Source organism: Thermocrinis sp., assembly GCF_036781485.1.
GTDB lineage: Bacteria > Aquificota > Aquificia > Aquificales > Aquificaceae > Thermocrinis.
This window is the reverse complement of the sequence record NZ_DAIQAX010000001.1, coordinates 142,241-156,893: the sequence shown is the minus strand read 5'-3', so window position 1 is coordinate 156,893 and position 14,653 is coordinate 142,241. Positions and strand designations below refer to the sequence as shown.

17 protein-coding genes and 1 pseudogene are annotated in these 14,653 nt (G+C 42.7%); 13 read left to right on the top strand and 5 right to left on the bottom strand.

The genetic code is table 11. From position 1 onward, the window contains the following. Positions 1 to 9: 9 nt before the first annotated feature. Positions 10 to 276: a hypothetical protein gene (locus V7P40_RS00900; protein WP_333784085.1), complete on the bottom strand. Its 267-nt coding sequence runs from the start codon at positions 274 to 276 to the stop codon at positions 10 to 12. A 10-nt stretch (positions 277 to 286) separates the two neighbouring features. Beyond that, positions 287 to 1,333 (bottom strand): tRNA 2-thiouridine(34) synthase MnmA, encoded by a 1,047-nt coding sequence (mnmA, locus tag V7P40_RS00895; RefSeq protein WP_333784084.1) that lies wholly within the window; start codon positions 1,331 to 1,333, stop codon positions 287 to 289. Between the two features lie 23 nt (positions 1,334 to 1,356). Between mnmA and V7P40_RS00890 the strand changes: the two genes are divergently transcribed. After that, a complete protein-coding gene (locus V7P40_RS00890; protein WP_333784083.1) occupies positions 1,357 to 1,848 on the top strand; it encodes a DsrE family protein in 492 nt (163 codons plus the stop codon). Continuing rightward, positions 1,848 to 2,588: a tRNA (adenine-N1)-methyltransferase gene (locus tag V7P40_RS00885; RefSeq protein WP_333784082.1), complete on the top strand. Its 741-nt coding sequence runs from the start codon at positions 1,848 to 1,850 to the stop codon at positions 2,586 to 2,588. Before V7P40_RS00890 ends, V7P40_RS00885 begins: the two co-directional genes overlap by 1 nt. Here V7P40_RS00885 and rsmG read toward each other — a convergent pair. The 3 genes from rsmG to V7P40_RS00870 are packed head-to-tail and all read right to left on the bottom strand — an operon-like array spanning position 2,558 to position 4,992. After that, a complete protein-coding gene (gene rsmG, locus V7P40_RS00880) occupies positions 2,558 to 3,109 on the bottom strand; it encodes a 16S rRNA (guanine(527)-N(7))-methyltransferase RsmG (RefSeq protein ID WP_333784215.1) in 552 nt (183 codons plus the stop codon). The two genes, V7P40_RS00885 and rsmG, sit on opposite strands and share 31 nt — an antisense overlap. A gap of 29 nt (positions 3,110 to 3,138) precedes the next feature. Next, a complete protein-coding gene (locus V7P40_RS00875; protein ID WP_333784081.1) occupies positions 3,139 to 3,696 on the bottom strand; it encodes an SCO family protein in 558 nt (185 codons plus the stop codon). A 48-nt stretch (positions 3,697 to 3,744) separates the two neighbouring features. Next, on the bottom strand, positions 3,745 to 4,992 hold the full coding sequence (locus V7P40_RS00870) for a M48 family metalloprotease (protein WP_333784080.1): 1,248 nt from the start codon (positions 4,990 to 4,992) through the stop codon (positions 3,745 to 3,747). Positions 4,993 to 5,071: 79 nt separating this feature from the next. Between V7P40_RS00870 and phnD the strand changes: the two genes are divergently transcribed. The 11 genes and pseudogenes from phnD (at position 5,072) to V7P40_RS00815 (ending at position 14,626) form a co-directional block, all read left to right on the top strand. Next, complete coding sequence (gene phnD / locus V7P40_RS00865; RefSeq protein ID WP_333784079.1) at positions 5,072 to 5,986, top strand: phosphonate ABC transporter substrate-binding protein; 915 nt, start codon at positions 5,072 to 5,074, stop codon at positions 5,984 to 5,986. Continuing rightward, positions 5,987 to 6,769, top strand: coding sequence for a phosphonate ABC transporter ATP-binding protein (phnC, locus tag V7P40_RS00860; protein ID WP_333784078.1), 783 nt, complete (start codon positions 5,987 to 5,989; stop codon positions 6,767 to 6,769). Next, on the top strand, positions 6,759 to 8,303 hold the full coding sequence (gene phnE, locus V7P40_RS00855) for a phosphonate ABC transporter, permease protein PhnE (protein ID WP_333784077.1): 1,545 nt from the start codon (positions 6,759 to 6,761) through the stop codon (positions 8,301 to 8,303). The genes phnC and phnE overlap by 11 nt, the downstream gene beginning before the upstream one ends. Continuing rightward, positions 8,300 to 8,722: a phosphonate C-P lyase system protein PhnG gene (locus V7P40_RS00850; RefSeq protein ID WP_333784076.1), complete on the top strand. Its 423-nt coding sequence runs from the start codon at positions 8,300 to 8,302 to the stop codon at positions 8,720 to 8,722. The genes phnE and V7P40_RS00850 overlap by 4 nt, the downstream gene beginning before the upstream one ends. Positions 8,723 to 8,754: 32 nt before the next feature. Continuing rightward, positions 8,755 to 9,312: pseudogene (gene phnH, locus V7P40_RS00845) on the top strand (phosphonate C-P lyase system protein PhnH); the annotation flags it as partial. A gap of 1 nt (position 9,313) precedes the next feature. Further along, on the top strand, positions 9,314 to 10,408 hold the full coding sequence (locus V7P40_RS00840) for a carbon-phosphorus lyase complex subunit PhnI (RefSeq protein ID WP_333784075.1): 1,095 nt from the start codon (positions 9,314 to 9,316) through the stop codon (positions 10,406 to 10,408). Beyond that, the gene (locus V7P40_RS00835; RefSeq protein ID WP_333784074.1) at positions 10,398 to 11,261 is read left to right on the top strand and encodes an alpha-D-ribose 1-methylphosphonate 5-phosphate C-P-lyase PhnJ; all 864 of its coding nucleotides are present in this window, start codon (positions 10,398 to 10,400) and stop codon (positions 11,259 to 11,261) included. The genes V7P40_RS00840 and V7P40_RS00835 overlap by 11 nt, the downstream gene beginning before the upstream one ends. Further along, entirely contained in the window at positions 11,236 to 12,081 is an 846-nt protein-coding gene (locus tag V7P40_RS00830) for an ATP-binding cassette domain-containing protein (protein ID WP_345786300.1), read from the top strand. The genes V7P40_RS00835 and V7P40_RS00830 overlap by 26 nt, the downstream gene beginning before the upstream one ends. A 9-nt stretch (positions 12,082 to 12,090) precedes the next feature. Further along, positions 12,091 to 12,792, top strand: coding sequence for an ATP-binding cassette domain-containing protein (locus tag V7P40_RS00825; RefSeq protein WP_333784072.1), 702 nt, complete (start codon positions 12,091 to 12,093; stop codon positions 12,790 to 12,792). Further along, on the top strand, positions 12,773 to 13,924 hold the full coding sequence (locus V7P40_RS00820; protein WP_333784071.1) for an alpha-D-ribose 1-methylphosphonate 5-triphosphate diphosphatase: 1,152 nt from the start codon (positions 12,773 to 12,775) through the stop codon (positions 13,922 to 13,924). The genes V7P40_RS00825 and V7P40_RS00820 overlap by 20 nt, the downstream gene beginning before the upstream one ends. Positions 13,925 to 14,083: 159 nt before the next feature. Beyond that, positions 14,084 to 14,626, top strand: coding sequence for a 4Fe-4S dicluster domain-containing protein (locus V7P40_RS00815; RefSeq protein ID WP_333784070.1), 543 nt, complete (start codon positions 14,084 to 14,086; stop codon positions 14,624 to 14,626). Positions 14,627 to 14,653: the final 27 nt, after the last annotated feature.

Here is a 14,653-nt window from a genome sequence, read left to right as displayed (position 1 = left end):
CCGGGTTTTTTACTCTACTTGTATCCTTTTAGTCTTTTCCTTCTTGACCTCCTCTCTACCTTCTATTTTCTTTTCAAGCTCTTGAGTTTTGTAGTCTATAAGGGTTTTGAAGATCTTAAGAAAAGACAGCTCAATGGTGTATAGGTTTTTCATTATTTCCCTTCTTACTTCCTTTGGCGGCAAAAGCAGTTCAAAAATCTTACTTGCTTCTTCCCTTATTTCCTTTACCTCCTGCTCCAAACTTTCTACTTTCAGCTCTTCTTTCTTTTTTTCCATGCATTTAAATTTATTCCTCTATTATACCACCTGCAATAAGCATGCTCTCTTCATAAAAGGCACAAATCTGACCAGGTGTTATTCCCCTTACTTTTTCTTCAAAAAACACCTTGTATCTTCCATCCTCTAACTTCTTTATGTCCTTTACACCAACAGGAGGGTTCCTATACCTTACCTGAGCCAAAGGCCTATCCCACATGGACAGAGGAAGATGAATGTTTAAATCCCTCAAGATAAGCCAATCTTTATAGAGGTCTTGCTCGTTTCCTAAATAGACTGTGTTTTTTTGCGGGTCTGTGCCTATAACATAAACTGGTTTGCCAATAGCAACTCCTAAGCCCTTTCTTTGTCCCACTGTGTATTTGTAAAACCCATCGTGTTTGCCCACTACTTTCCCTTCATAAACAAACACTCCTTCCATCTTTCCTACTCTTTCCATCAAAAAAGTGCCCACATCCTTTCCCATCAAAAAGCAAACATCTTGAGAGTCAGGCTTTTGAGCCACCTCAAGCCCGTATTTGACTGCCAAAGCTCTTACCTCTTCTTTTGTCAAATCTCCCAACGGGAATTCCAAAAGTTCTATGTCTTCGTCCCTCAAAAGAGCCATAAAGTAAGATTGGTCCCTTTTTAAGTCCTTAGCCCTTGCAATTAATTTCCTTCCTTTGTAATCTACAATCTTGGCATAGTGTCCTGTTGCCAGTTTGTCTATAAGCGCCACTTGCCTTAGGTATCTTGCAAGAAAGCCTGTTTTTACTTCCCTATTACACACAGCACAGGGATTAGGGGTCTTACCTTCCATATGTGCTTTAACAAAAGGAGCTATCACCTTTTCCTCAAAGAGCTTTTCCCAATCTAAGGTAAGGTGTGGAATACCAAGCCTTTGGGAAACCTTAGCTGCATCCTGCACGTCCTTTGGAGAACAGCAAACCCTGAGTTCATCGCACACCTCTTTGTGAAACCTCAGAGTAATGCCTATAACTTCATAGCCTTTTTCTTTCAAAAGAAGAGCGCTGACACTGCTATCCACACCACCGCTCATACCAACCGCAACACGCATGATTAGGATTAAATTTATTCTCTATGTTGAAGGTATTTTTAAGTTTTCTCATCTTTTTTACCTTTGCCTTTGCAACGGAGGAAGCTAAGTTTGTTCAGACGGAATACAAAAAACCCTTTAGGGTAGTTTATGAGCTTTTCTTAGACCATCCAGAAAAGTTAAGACCTGCCCTTGGTTGGATCTCAAATGTTATATTCGTTTTAACCCATCCACCTTACAACTTTAACCTTGAAGACATTGATATAGTTGTGGTCTCTCACGGTAGAGAATTGGAAGTGTTCGCCAAGGAACACAAAGATAAATACCAAGACATAGTGGAAAGGTTGGAAAGCTTGTCCCAGTATGGAGTGAAGTTCAAACTCTGTAGGATAGCTCTCACTCAACTGTATGGTTATTCAGAAAAGGATCTTTATCCCTTTGTGGAAACTGTGCCTTCGGCAATTACAGAAATAGCCTATTGGCAGCAGATGGGATACTCTCTTTTGATCCCCATGGTATTTGAAATAAGAAGGTAATGCAAATCCAAGAGGGGGATTTTGTTTTAATCCAGATTGAAGACAAGAGGTTTTTGAAAAGGATTACAAAGGGATTTAGCATAAACTACGGAAAAAAAACTTTAAAGTTTGAGCAAATTATAGGTAAGGAATATGGTTCAAAGGTAGAGGACTTTTACCTTCTCAAACCTACCTTAGAAAGCATCATACTTTACGGCTTCAAAAGAAAAACCCAGATAATCTATCCAAAGGACGCCTTCTACATAGCCTTTAAACTTGGCATAGACAAGCATTCAACCGTTTTGGAATTTGGAATAGGAAGCGGTGCCCTTACCGCTGTGCTATCCCAATTGGCTGGCAAAGTAATAGCTTACGAAGTATCTCAGGAGTTCTACAGGAACGCTTTGAAAAATTGGGAAACTTTTGGACTGTGTAAGAACGTGGAAGCTATAAACACGGACTTTGCGGAGGCAGAGGTTCAGGAAGAGTTCTTTGATGCGTGCTTTGTGGATGTAAGGGAACCTTGGCACTATCTGGAAAAGGTGCATAAGGTTCTAAAAAAGGGAGCAGTCTGCGGGTTTTTACTACCAACCACCAACCAAGTGTCCCAGCTTTTAAAGGAAGCGGAGAGATTTTTTGGTGGGCTTGAGGTTTTGGAGATTCTTCTCAGAAATTATAAGCCTGTCTATGAGAGACTAAGACCAGAAGATAGGATGGTAGCCCATACAGGCTATTTGATCTTTGGTATGAAAATAATGTAGCTGTCTTTTATGTCTCTCAGAGTTATTCTGCAATAATCGTATCCTTCTGGTATATCTCTCCCCTTCATGATAAACACACCTTCCTTAGCTAAAGTCAAAAGCATAGGTTTTATATCTTCCAGTTTTCCCAACGCTCTGCACAAGGCATAATCAAACTGCTGGTTTAAGCTTTCTGCCCTTTTGCAAAAAACCTTGTAGTTTAGGTCCAAGTGAGCTTTTAAGAACTCCAGAAACGCACACTTCTTTGAAACAGACTCTATCAATGTTATATCTAAGGTTTCTCCGTAGTATATGCTCAGGGGGACGCCCGGAAAGCCCGCACCACTTCCCACATCGCAAAAAGTTTTACCTTCAACCTTTACTTTCTTTTCCTTAAAACAGAGCGTGAGAGTCAAAGAGTCTAAAAAGTGTCTGATGGCTATCTCTTTTGGATCTTCTATAGCGGTCAAGTTGTGAACCTTGTTCCACCTTCTTAGCTGTTCAAGATAAATGGAAAATTTTTCTAATTTCTCCTCCCTCAGATAAAAACCGTTTCTTTCAAAGATTTCCTTTAAAAGCTTTTCAGAAGATATTTTATATCCTCCGCCATCTTTTCTGGATCCTGCTTTGACTCAGTATAAAGAAGCTTTATCTTTTTGTCTGGAGTTATAAGGTAAATGGTAGCGGTATGATCCACAAGATAGCCACCTTCAGACTGCCCTTCCACCTTTCTGTAGTAGGCTTTGTATTCCCTTGCTGTCCTTTCTATTTCTTCTGGGGAGCCAGTAAGTCCTATAAAAGTTGGATAGAAAAAAGGAACGTAACTTTTAAGCACTTCAGGCTTGTCTCTTTCTGGATCTACGCTTATAAAGAGAACTTGAACTCTCTCCCTTTCCTTTTCGCTTAATTCTTTCATAGTGTTTGCCAAGGTTGTCAAAGCAGCAGGGCAAACATCAGGACAGAATGTATAGCCAAAAAAGACCAAAACTAACTTGTTTTCTTTTAGAAAATCAGAGAGCTTTACCCTTTTACCTTCTTGGGAAGTTAGCTCAAAGTCATAGGCTGGTGCATCGTAAAAGTGACCATGAAACTCATGCGTTTTTTTGCAGGAAAACAGAAGAAGGCTCAAGGTTAAAATTATGGTTAAAAATTTCATAATATTAAAATATAACCTAAGTTACAACCTTTTCAACCTTTCCCTTGCATCTGATTCCCACGGCCTTTTTCCATCCGAAAGCTCAACCGCCGTTTTGTAGTTCTCAAAAGCCTTCCGCCTGTCTCCCAGAGCTTCCCAGTTTCTTCCCAAGTAGTAATAGACATCCGGATAGTCTGGGATCAACTTACGCGCTTCTTCAAGGTATTTGATTGAATCTCTGTGGTCTCCTTTTGTAAACTGCACCAAACCCATTACATAATTGGTAGAAAATACATTGGGTGCGATTGAATAAGACCTGCTTGCGTATTCAAAAGCTTCCTTAACTCTTCCATAATCCAAAAGCATTATGGACAGATAGACCATGGGCATATAATTCTTGTCCCAAAGCTCTACAGACCTAAAAAAGTGCCTGTAAGCCAAATCCTTTCTTCCCTCTTTGTATAGTTTCTTTCCCTTATAAAACTCATCTAAAGAAGGCTTTGTGCTCTGCACTATTGCTTTAACTCTCTGAAAATCTTGGCTGTCTTTGATTAGACTTCCAGACAAGGAAAGAGAGCTAATATACTTGGCGCCTTCCCTTATTCTGGTTTCGGGAAGTGGATGGGTAGAGAGCCATTCGGGTGGTCTGTCCTTTTCTAACCTCTTGAATATATGAAAGACCTCTATTAGGCCGTTTGGATCGTATCCTGCTTTTATAGTGTAGTCTATACCAAACCTATCTGCTTCTCTTTCTTGGTCTCTGCTAAATTTAAGGGATAAAAGTTGGGCTCCTATGTGACCAAACTGTATAAGAACTTGTCCGTAGGGTTTGTCTGAAATTAATACGGAACCTATGTTTAGAAGGATGTTTAGGGCTACCATCTTTTCAAGGAATCTTGCGTGGTGTCTGGCGTTTATGTGCCCAAGCTCGTGTCCCAAAACGCTGGCTAACTGGCTTTCGTTTTCAAGCTGAAAAAGTAGCCCAACCGTTATAAAAACCGGTCCTCCTGGAAGGGCAAAAGCATTAACCTGCTCAGAATTTACCAGATAGAATTTGTAAGGCAGTTTTCTTTGGGTGTGTTTTGCAAGCCTATTTCCAAGTTGGCTAAGGTAGTCTTGAACCTCTCTGTGGGAATATAGACCATCAAACTCTTCTATGGCAACGGGGATATAGCTTTGTCCTATTTCTATTTCCTTTCTTTCTGGAAGGAGAGTAAAAGAGGAACTTGTAGAAGGGGCACAGCTTATTAAAAAAACTGTGAATATTAAAATGAGAAACCTTGCTTTCATAAGTAACATTTTAAATCTTTAACAGTTTCTTAACAAAAGGCTCCTAAAATGCTTGCAAAACTGTATTGGAGGTACAGCCATGAAGGGAATGCTTAGAACCTTACTTGTAACTCTCTTGAGTGCGCTTGTGTGGAGTACATCTTATGCCTCAGAAAAAAAGTGTTTGGTAATGGGTCTTATACCTGCAGAGGATCCTAAGTCCATGATTGAGCGATACAAGCCTATGAAAGAGTGGATGGAAAAGGACATGGGGATGTGCATTGAGATGTTCACAGCAACTGACTACACGGGAGTTATTGAAGCTATGAGGGCAAAGAAAGTGGATTTTGCGTGGTTTGGAGCTTTCTCTTATGTGCTGGCAAACGAAAGAGCGGGTGCGGAGGCTTTCGCTGTGGGAGTTGATGAAAAGGGAAGGACTACCTACAGATCTTATCTTGTGGCAACGCCAGAGGTAGCAAAAGCTCTTGGTATTACCAAGCCCCTTGAAGGAGAAAGTGGCCTTAAAGCCCTAAAGGAAATGCTTGAAAAACACAAAGCAAAATTCAAATTTGCTTTCACAGACCCGGCATCCACCTCTGGATACGCGATCCCTTACTACTACATGGCCAAGACTGGTATTGAGCCCAAGGAATACTTCAAGAGTGTAAGCTTTGTTGGAACCCACGACGCAGCGGAGTTAGCAATCTTCAAAAAGACTTTGGATATAGTAGCTGACAACGACATAACCTACTACAAGCTCTTAGGGGAAGGTAAGATCACAAAGGAGAGCAACGTGGTTATATGGATGTCTCCAGAAATACCAGGTCCTCCTATGGCTTACAGAAAGGACTTACCAGAAAACGTCAAGGAAGCTCTCAGAAGGTCTATCACCAGAGTACCAAGGGATGTGGTAGCAGGATACGGAAAGATAGTAGGATATAAGCTCGTCTCAGATGAAGACTATGCGATCATAAAGGAAGTGAAGAAGTTTATAGACGCTCAGAAGGGCAAGTAAATGGAGGTGCAAGGTATGCTGTTCCTTAACAACATAAACAAAAGCTTTGGTAAAAAGAAGGTGTTGGATAATGTTTCCTTGCAGGTCAAGAGAGGAGAGGTCCTTGCCCTCATTGGTCCAAGCGGGTCTGGTAAGACCACCCTTTTGAGAGTTATCAACGGCTTTGTCCTTCCCGATGGGGGAGACTTTTATTTTGATGGTACGAAGGTGGATTTTCGCAAAAAGGAAATGCTGAGAAACATCCGCAAAAGAATTGGGAAAATCTACCAGCAGTTTAACCTCGTGGAAAGGGTGACCGCTTTAGAAAACGTGATGATGGGAGCCTTGGGTAAATACGACAGAGGAATAGATTATCTAATGACCAGCATAGGCTACTTCCCAAAGGAAGTTAAAGAAAAGGCTCTCTATCTTTTGGAATACGTAGGTCTTGCAGACCACGCATACACCAGAGTAGATAGACTGAGCGGTGGTCAAAAGCAAAGGGTAGCCATAGCCAGGGCGCTTATGCAGGACCCGGAAGTCTTGCTTGCGGATGAGCCTATCTCCAACTTGGACCCAGGGACAAGCAGAAAGATAATAAACCTGCTTCTGAGAATAAGTGCGGAAAAAGGTATAACCCTGATCTGTGTGCTTCATCATCTTTACTACGTTCAAGAGTTTGACAGAGTGGTGGCACTAAAGGATGGAAAGCTATACTTTGACGGACCTCAGTCAGACTTTAGCTTAGACATGGCGAGGGAGCTTTACGAGACAGAGTTGGAGGAAGTATACTTTGAGGTATAGTCTTCCAACTCCTTCCTTCAAATACCTTTGGTGGCTCTTGTTTTTAGTAGTCCTTTACTACTCCTTTAGATTTTCAAAGTTTGATGTCTTTGCCCTGGTGGGGGGATTTTCCAACTCCTTGGCTATAATTGAGGAAATGATACCACCGCAGTTTAGTAACCTGGAAAACATAATAAATCTTACTTTCCAGACTGTAGCCATAGGTCTTTGGGGAACCATAATAGGAAGTATTCTTTCCCTTCCGGTGGGTTTTTTGTCTGCCAGAAACACTTCACCAAACCTTCTTGTTTATTACACCTTTCGCGGGCTGGTGAATTTCTTAAGGTCTATTCCAGAGCTTCTCTATGCACTCATCTTGGTGATAGCCTTTGGCGTTGGACCTTTGCCCGGAATTATAGCCCTTGCTATTTCTACGGTTGGTCTTCTCGGCAAGTTCTATTCGGAGGCAATAGAAAGCATAGACCAAAAGCCCGTGGAAGCTCTGCAGTCTACAGGTAGCAGAAGCATTGCGGTCTTTAGACATGCCATAATACCCCAGGTACTTCCCCTTTTCGTTGGATACAACCTATACCTCCTGGACCACAACATCAGAGTGGCTATGATCTTAGGGGTAGTGGGAGCAGGTGGCCTTGGAGTTGAGTTTTACAGCCAGATGAGGGCCTTTAACTATCCTCAGGTGGGAGCTATACTTGTAGTAATAGTATTAGTGATATCCTTAATAGACAGGCTTTCCGCCAAGCTAAGAGAAGACATACAGCAGTATAAGCTCTTGGCATACCACACGAAGACCAAAGACCTAATTCTACTTGCATCTACCTTCATAGTTGCCTTAGTGTCCTTGAAGTTTTTACCCATTGATACTTCAGAGCTGGTAAGAGGTTTTAAAAACCTACTGCCCTTGATTGGAGAGTTTTTCAAACTTGATTTTAGCGAGCTCAAAACTTACGTCCTGCTCATGCTTGAAACTGTAGCTATCGGCATAACCGGGACAGCCATAGCGGTTTTACTGTCCGTTCCTCTGGGGATGCTTATGGCAAGAAATTTGATAACTAACTTCTTCGTGAATAATGTTGCAAGGGAAATAGCAAACTTTTTGAGGGCTATACCTGAACTTGTGCTGGCTTTGATCTTTGTTGGCGCAGTGGGGCTTGGTCCCTTTGCGGGTGTCTTGGCCATAGCCTTGCATACGACGGGCTTTTTGTCTAAGTTTTACGCAGAAGCTATAGAGAACTTGGACTACAGACCAATAGAAGCCTTAGAAGCTGTAGGAGCCAGGCTAACCCAGACCATAAGACATGCGGTAATGCCTATGATCCTTCCACTTTTCAATAGCTATAACCTTTACATACTGGACAGAAACGTAAGAGCTGCCACTGTAATGGGAGTGGTGGGAGCGGGGGGAATAGGTTTTGAACTTGTGATGAGGATAAAACTCCTTGAATTTGAGAAAGTATCCGTGATGATACTAGTCATACTCTTCACCTTAGCGCTCATAGACTATTTCTCTAGTTATCTGAGGAGTAGGTTGGTATGATGGATCTGGACTTTAGGGAAGTGGTAGTTCAAATGGACAAAAGGGCTCTGAAAAGGCTTTTGAATATTTTGCCCATGGAGGAGGTAAAGGTAAAGGGGGGACCACAGCCTGGGTGTTTGATGATAAAGGCAAAAGATTGCTTTGGTGTAGATTTCTGTTTGGGAGAGGCACTGGTCTTTGAAGCGGAGGTAGAGTATAAAGGTATTGAGGGCTATGGTTTGGTTTTGGCGGAGGAAGAGGAAAAGGCTGTTGCGGTGGCTGTCTTAGAAGCGATCTTTAAATCGGAGGAGGAAAGCCTAAAGAAAAAACTCTATCGGTTCTTGAGTAAGGAAAAGAAAAAGATCGAAGAAAGCTGGGAAAAAGAGAGAAAGCTTATAGCAAAGACCAAAGTCCAATTTGAAACGATGGTAAAAAGGTAAAGCCATGCAGAAAGAGGTATTTTTTCACTCAGAAGGTGTTTAAAAGTCTTTTATGGGCAATGAGCTTTCCTGGCAAAGTTCAAAGCCTTGAGTTTTCAGAGAAACTTTACCAATTCTTAGGTGATGAGTTTTGGACATTAGGTACCATAGCTCTTACGCTCATAGACGGGCACACCAGCTTCTGTGCGATAGGTCCAAACAGCAAAGCCTTAGAGGAAAGGATAATCAAGCTAACCAAAAGTAAAGTTTTGCCTATAAAGGAGGCGGATTTTGTAATAACAACGGAAGCTTTGCAAGAAAGGCTTTGGGATGTTAAAGTGGGAGAACTTCGCAACCCAGAAAAGTCCGCCACTGTCATCTATTTGGTTGAAGGGGTGCAGGAAGGAATAGGGGGTGGTGTTGTTCTTAGATTGTCCGGACCGGGGGTTAAAGGTGAAAGACTGATCAGCCTCTTTGGTCTGCCACCGCAGGAGTTCCTAACTCTGTCTCAAGTAAATCACCTTTTCCCCTTGGGAATAGACTGCTTTTTTGTTGATAAAAAGGGAATGCTCGTAGGCATTCCCAGGTCTGTAAAGGTGGAGGTGTTATAAAATGGGTTACGTAGCGGTTAGAGGTGGTGAAAAAGCCATAGAATACGCCTGTAAGCTTTTAGAGTATCAAAGGCTTAAGGGAAAGTCAAAACTGCTATCCGTTGATCAGATAGCTGAACAGCTTTACTTCTTGGTTGATAGGGTTATGTCTGAAGGGTCCCTTTACGCTCCAAAGCTCGCTGCCTTAGCCATCAAGCAGGCGGCGGGAGATCTCCTTGAAGCCTCTTTTATTCTGAGAGCCAGCAGAAACACTCTTCCCAGTTTAGGATACTCCCTACCCATCAAGACGAACAAAATGAGGATAATAAGGAGAATTTCCGCAGCTTTTAAAGACATTCCTGGGGGACAGATTTTGGGACCCACCTCAGACTACTGCCTTAGACTGTTTAGATTTGAGCTTTTGGAAGAAAACGAAGATAAAAGAAAAAAGTTTATGAAGGAACTTTTAGGTGAATTGGGAGAAGAAGATCTACCTGTCGAGTTTCCCAAGATTGTAGAAATTCTCAGAAAAGAAGGGCTTGTGGTAGAAGCACCCTCTCATCAATCTACAGAGTTTGTGGATATTACGAAAGAGGCAGTAAGTAGCTTTCCCCCTCCAAGAAGTGCCCTTTTGCAAGCTATGGCCAGAGCAGAAACGGGAGGACTTTTGCTTCTTGCTTACTCCAACATGAGGGGCTACGGAGACATACATCCTACCGTAGCAGAGCTAAGGGTGGGCTATGCGCCAGTGACCGTGCTTCACCCTTACACAGGAGAGGAAATATACGTAGGAGAAGTAAAGATTACAGAGGTAGAGTTGGTAGCTAAGATAGAGAGCCAAGAGGGTATGCCTAAGTTCTCTTTGGGATACGGTGCGTGCTTTGGACACAATGAAACTAAGGCTATATGCATGGCGGTTTTGGATAAGGCTATGCAAACGCAAGAGCCAAAGAATCCCTCTGAAGACAGCGAGTTTGTATTCTATCACATAGACAGCATTGATTCTATGGGCTTTGCCAATCACTACAAGCTTCCTCACTACGTAACTTTTCAATCCGATTTGGACAGGCTAAGGAAGATACAAAGTCAGTTTACGGGAGTTAAAAATGAAGCTTAACTACAACTTTGCCTTTTTGGACGAAACCACCAAAAGAGAAATAAGGCGAACTATTCTAAAAGCCATAGCCATACCGGGCTACCAGGTTCCCTTTGCGTCAAGGGAGCTTCCCATAGCCAAAGGTTGGGGTACAGGAGGTCTTCAGATAACCCTGTCTATCATCGGTCCTGACGATGTGCTAAAGGTCATAGACCAAGGCTGTGATTACAGTGTAAATGCGGTAAATATTAGAAAGTTTATCAAGGCTATGACCGGTGTAGAGACGACTACGGATACCACAAAGGCAACGATCATTCAGACCAGACACAGAATCCCGGAGGAACCTTTACGACAAGACCAAATCCTCGTTCTTCAGGTGCCCTATCCAGAGCCCCTAAGGCTTGTTGAGCCAAGCGAAGAGGAAACCAGAAGAATGCACGCGGAAATGGACTACGGAAAGATGTATCTTTACCTTTACGAGGATATTCTAAGATACGGAGAGATAACCATAGGTGCCAGGTATCCAGTGCTGGTAAATAAACGATACATCATGGATCCAACTCCTATACCCAGGTGGGACGTGCCAAAGCTCAATATGGCAGACAACCTCTTCCTCTTTGGAGCAGGAAGAGAGAAGAAAATATACGCGGTACCCCCATACACAACAGTTGAACCTCTGGAGTTTGAAGACTTCAAATTCAGAGTGGAAGACTTTAGTGGCAAAGCTTGTTACAAGTGTGGTGCGACGGATACCTTCTTGGACGAGATCGTGGAAGATGGCACTGGAAGAAGGCTTTATGCCTGCTCAGACACAAGCTACTGTGAAAAAAGAATGGAGGCTATCAGACATGCGCGTAGTTCTAAGGGTTTCTAATCTGACTAAAATTCACGGTAGAGGCTGTTCAGAGTGTCTTTCCCTTACTGGACCAGAGCACGAAACAAACGTTTGCAGAAAATGTGGCTCTGTAGTTGCCTGCGCCGATGTGTCCTTTGAGCTCTACGAAGGAGAGGTTTTGGGCATTTTGGGAGAAAGCGGTTCCGGAAAAAGCACAGTGATAAAGCTTCTAAACTTTGAAATGGAGCCAACCTTTGGAGAGGTTTATCTTTACGATGTTAGAGGGGCGGAGTGGGTAAATGGTAAGAACCTCTTCTCTCTGAACTCCTACCAAAAAAGGATGCTAAAAAACACGGTCATAAGCGTGGTCTATCAAAATCCATTGCTTGGTCTAAATGCAAACGTAAGCGCCGCGGGAAATGTAGCGGAAAGGCTGCTCGTCTCAGGTTGGAGAAATTACGGCTTCATAAACACCAGAGTTGAATCCCTTTTGGAAAAGATGGAGTTTCCAATTCAAAGGATGAAGGACCTTCCTAAGAGCTTAAGCGGGGGAATGCAACAGAGGGTGCAGATAGCAAAAGCTCTCGCCAACGAGCCTTCTATCCTTCTTCTAGACGAGCCAACCACTGGCTTGGACCTTTCTGTGCAAGCAAGGGTCCTTGACCTGATAAGAAAGCTCCACCGAGAGCTAAACCTTTCAATGATCTTTGTTTCTCACGACTTGAGGGTGATAAACCTTTTGGCGGATAGAGTTATTGTTATGAAGCTTGGGAGAATCGTGGAGATGGGGCTCACAGACCAAATACTCAACGACCCTCAGCACGAATATACACAACTTCTAGTATCATCTCAACTTTAGAGGGGAAAGATGCTTCTGAAGGTAGAGAACTTATCAAAAAACTTTGAGCTTAAGGTAGGTCAAAGAAAGACAATAGAGAGCATCAACGGAATAAGCTTTGAGTTGGAAGAAGGGGAGTTTTTGGCTCTTTACGGACCAAGTGGGGCGGGCAAAAGCACCATCCTAAAGTGTATATATCGCACTTATATACCAACAGAGGGTCATATTCTTTACAACTCTTACAAATACGGATTGGTTGCTTTAGAAAGGGCTCCCGACTGGCAAATAATAGAACTAAGAAGGAGAGAGATAGGATACGTCTCCCAGTTTTTCAGCGTTATTCCCAGGGTGTCTGCAGTGGATATAGTGGCGGAACCTCTTGTTAGATACTTTGGGTTGGATGAAAAGGAAGCAAGAGAGATGGCAGGATGGCTCTTAAGAAGGCTTGGCATACCATCCAATCTGCTTGATGCCTATCCATCTACCTTTAGCGGTGGAGAACAGCAGAAGGTAAACATCGCCAGAGCTATAATATGGAAGCCAAGACTTCTGCTTCTTGACGAGCCTACCGCTTCTTTGGACGATAAATCCGCAAGGATAGTGCTGGAAATTCTAAAGGAGCTAAAGGAGGAGGGAGTGGGAATGATAGGTATATTCCACAACAAAGATCACCTGAAAGCGATCGCAGATAGAATCTTGGAGGTGAGAAAACATGCGCGAGTTTTTGATTGAAAGGGCAAAGGTTGTTACTCCTTTTGGTATTTTGGAACAAGGATACGTGCTTGTGGGTGAAGGAAAGATTTTGGAGGTAGGAGAGGGTCAGCCAAAATACAGGGTAAAAAAGATAAATGCAGAAGATATGTTCCTCTTACCTGGACTTATAGACACTCACAGCGATGCCATAGAGAAGGAAGTAGAGCCAAGGCCAAACACCTTTTTCCCCTTTGAATTGGCTATCTTGGAGTTGGATAGAAAGTTGGCCCTTTGGGGCATAACTACGGTTTTTCATGCCATCTCCTTTGCGGACAAAGAGCTTGGTTTAAGAAGCAATCAACTTGCACAAAAGTTAACGGAAAGCATCCTTAAACTAAGCCCAAAACTCCTGACAAATAACAGGATTCACGCAAGGCTTGAAATAACCAATTTGAAAGGCATGGAATATCTAAGCAAACTAATACAAGAACGTGCCATAGACGCTTTGTCCATCATGGATCACACACCAGGACAGGGACAGTTTAAAGAAGAAAGGGCTTATAGAGAGTATTTAGAAAAAACCTATAAGATGGATTCAGAAAGCGTGAGCACTCTTCTAAAAGAAAAGCTATCTTTCAGAGAAAAAGCTATGAAAGAGATTGACCAATTTCTTAGGAACTGTAAAGAAGAGGGGATAACTCTGATTTCTCACGATGATGACAGCGAAGAGAAGGTTAGGTGGGTCTACGAAAGAGGTATTACTGTATCAGAGTTTCCCACGACCATAGAAGCGGCAAAAACAGCCAAAGAGCTTGGAATGAACGTATGCGTGGGGTCTCCCAACGTGGTAAGAGGTTCGTCCCACTACGGAAACCTAAGCGCGAGGGAGCTTATCAAACTTGGCTACGCTAACATCCTATGCTCAGACTACAAACCATCGACACTGATTCAAGCAATATTCAAGCTTAGCGCGGAGGGCATACTCTCTCTTCACGAGGCGGTAAAGCTGGCAACGCTTAATCCCGCAAAGGCGATGAACCTGAACACTAAGGGAAGTATTGAGGAAGGTAAGGCCGCAGACCTGATTTTGGTAGATTGGGATGATGGCTTTGCAAAGGTTGCTATGACAATCAGAGATGGAAGGATTATATATTCGGACAGGCTATATTGATGAGAACTTTTCTTAATAACACTGTGCATGTCTTCGTTCATGATCCGTTAGACCCTAAGGTTTTTAAAATTTTCCCTTGGTTGTTCAAGTAGCTTATTATATATTTTAGATAGAATGTTTCCACAGTCAGAAAGCATAACACTATGTGAGAGAGTTACGATGAAAAGACCTATAATGCTCATAGATGTGGATAGGTGTATAGGATGTCTTTCTTGCGAGGTAGCTTGTGTCCAAGAGAAGGGTTTAGAAGTGCTTGGCATAAGGCCTATGAGAGTCTTTAGAGTGGAGGGTGTGGATGAACAGCCTTCTGCTTACTTTTTGCCCATGAACTGCTTTCACTGTGAACCTGCGCCCTGTGTATCTGCCTGTCCCACATCCGCTATGAGAAAAAGACAGGACGGCATAGTCTACGTTGAAGAGCTAAGATGCATAGGCTGCAAGGCGTGCATAATAGCCTGTCCATACGGAGCTATAAGTTTCAATCCTAACACCATGAAGGTTGAAAAGTGCGATTACTGCTACAAGAGGGTAGATAGAGGTCTTCTTCCTTCCTGCGTGTCCAAGTGCGTCACCAACTGTCTGTACTTTGTTGAGCTGGAAGATGTGCCGAAGGATAGACATAAGGCGATAAGAACCATTGATAGGTCTTTCAAAAAACTCTTCTTATATGATAAAGATACATTGCAATCTGAGGGAAGCTAAATTATCTTTAATATTCAAGAGGTGTAA